Here is a 1,932-nt window from a genome sequence, read left to right on the forward strand (position 1 = left end):
AATCCATGCCGCCAGTTGTACCTTTACCCGACTGCCAATTACTACGGACAGTTTGCGTGTAAGAGCCTCTAAGCCACCAGACGCTTCAAGGATTGCCACAAATCCGCCAATTATCGTCATCAATATTATTAATTCAGCTGCCCATGCGCTTGTAAGCTGGGCAAAAATATACTTTTTCCACAGATTGACCAGTGCAACATACGGATTACCGCCGGCGGCAATCAATGCCCCCACCATAACGCTGGTAAAAAGAGAAAGAATAACATCCTTTGTTTTGAAAGCCAGAAAAATTGCCAAAAGCGGAGGTATAACTGACAGGAAACCATACTCATTCATTTTTGTTGCTCCCTTCAAGTTGCTCTTATTTTGGTTTGACGTTCTAAAACACAGCAGCATCTAATTACTTAATAATCGTATACTATATTGTGTTCTATAATGTATATACATCTGCGAAGGGATTTTGTCAAGGGACGGCGGAAGCACAATAATAAATGAATCAACGGCAATGTCGCACGGTGATGCAAGGTTTTGTACTGTTAAACATTTGTGGGTATAATTCCCGAACTCTTAGAATTTTTGTGCAGTGTTCATGTTGCCAATATTTATGGTGAACGGCGGGTGAGGTAAAGCAAAGGAAAAAACCAAAACCAGTGTTTGGTGAATATACTGATACCTTGAATAAAGATGAAATGATAAAAACGGAGAATATGGAAAGAATGAACAGGGAGAAAATCTTGTACTTTAGCAGAATCTAGCTAATTTATACAAATCCAATACAAAGCAGATACAAATTCGTGACGCAGACATTTTTAGCAGATATTTTTAATAGGAATAATATGCCAAAGAATATAGAGAACCTTTATCTGCGTCTTATAGATGGCGATATGATCTTATATTAGAAAGGAAAGTAGAAATAAGATTTCAAAAATAACAATAACATAGAGGAGGTATGACGGCCCCCCTTGGTTTACAATTTTGCGAGGAATATTTAGCGCCACTTATTTGTAGTCAAAAGTTCATATGTTGAAGATACGTGTTCTTGCATTATTATATATGCATTTTTAGTATCGTTCTGAGAAATTGCATCAAAGAGCAGGACGTGTTGGCGTGAACTGGTAAAGTCCTCTGATGGGGATTTGGTGCCAGCTAGGATTTTATTTAGATAGAAATTGTCAAAGAAAAAAAGATAAAGTTGGCAACGCCATGTAACTTGTTTTACGGAATGGAGATAATAATCATTATCGGCGATGTCAACGATGATAGAGTGTATTTTTTCATTCACAATATGTAATTGGCCGCCTTCGCTTTTAAGGCAACGCTCTTCTTCTTTTAACAGAGCGCTGATTTTCTTTTTATAGGCTGGGGTATATTTTTTAGCCGCCTCCTTAGCGCAGTCTGGTTCTATTAAATAGCGAAAATGAAATAAATTGTCCAAATCTTTGCGTGAAAGGTTAGGCACGAAGCATCCCTTATTTAAAGTACTCTCCAGGAGTCCGTCAGATACTAACCTTTTCAGCGCACTACGAACCGGAGTACGACTCATGTTAAGATGCTCCGCTATCTGTGCCTCGACAACAGAAGATCCTGGCGGGTAGTGGTGTTGAATTATCATAGTAATAATAGCGTTATATGCGATATCTTCGGCAGATACAGATGCCATGCTCTCTCTCCTATCTTAATTTTACCTCTATAATTTTAATATATAATAACACAAATAAATTGACTTTAAAGAAATGATGCCTTAGTAAATACATAAAAAAGATATGCGGTTCTTTAACATATAAACCAATGTGCTAACAACCGAAGAAACTCGGCCTATCTTTGCAGTTTGGTTTTTTAATTCTCCCTCCTATTTACCAGCCAAATGCCGCTCATTATCAGGGCGGCTCCCAGCGCGAGCCAGGGGGTGTAGCGTTCTCCTATCAGCAGGTA

At 38.5% G+C, this 1,932-nt stretch carries 2 protein-coding genes; both read right to left on the reverse strand.

All coding sequences use genetic code 11. The annotated features are described in order from the left end of the window. On the reverse strand, positions 1-336 hold a 336-nt coding region (locus RRY12_13100; protein MEG2185611.1), incomplete at its 3' end, for a sodium:proton exchanger. 652 nt (positions 337-988) lie between these two features. Beyond that, a complete protein-coding gene (locus tag RRY12_13105; GenBank protein ID MEG2185612.1) occupies positions 989-1,660 on the reverse strand; it encodes a GntR family transcriptional regulator in 672 nt (223 codons plus the stop codon). Positions 1,661-1,932 lie beyond the last annotated feature (272 nt).

The organism is Cloacibacillus sp. (assembly GCA_036655895.1).
GTDB lineage: Bacteria > Synergistota > Synergistia > Synergistales > Synergistaceae > JAVVPF01.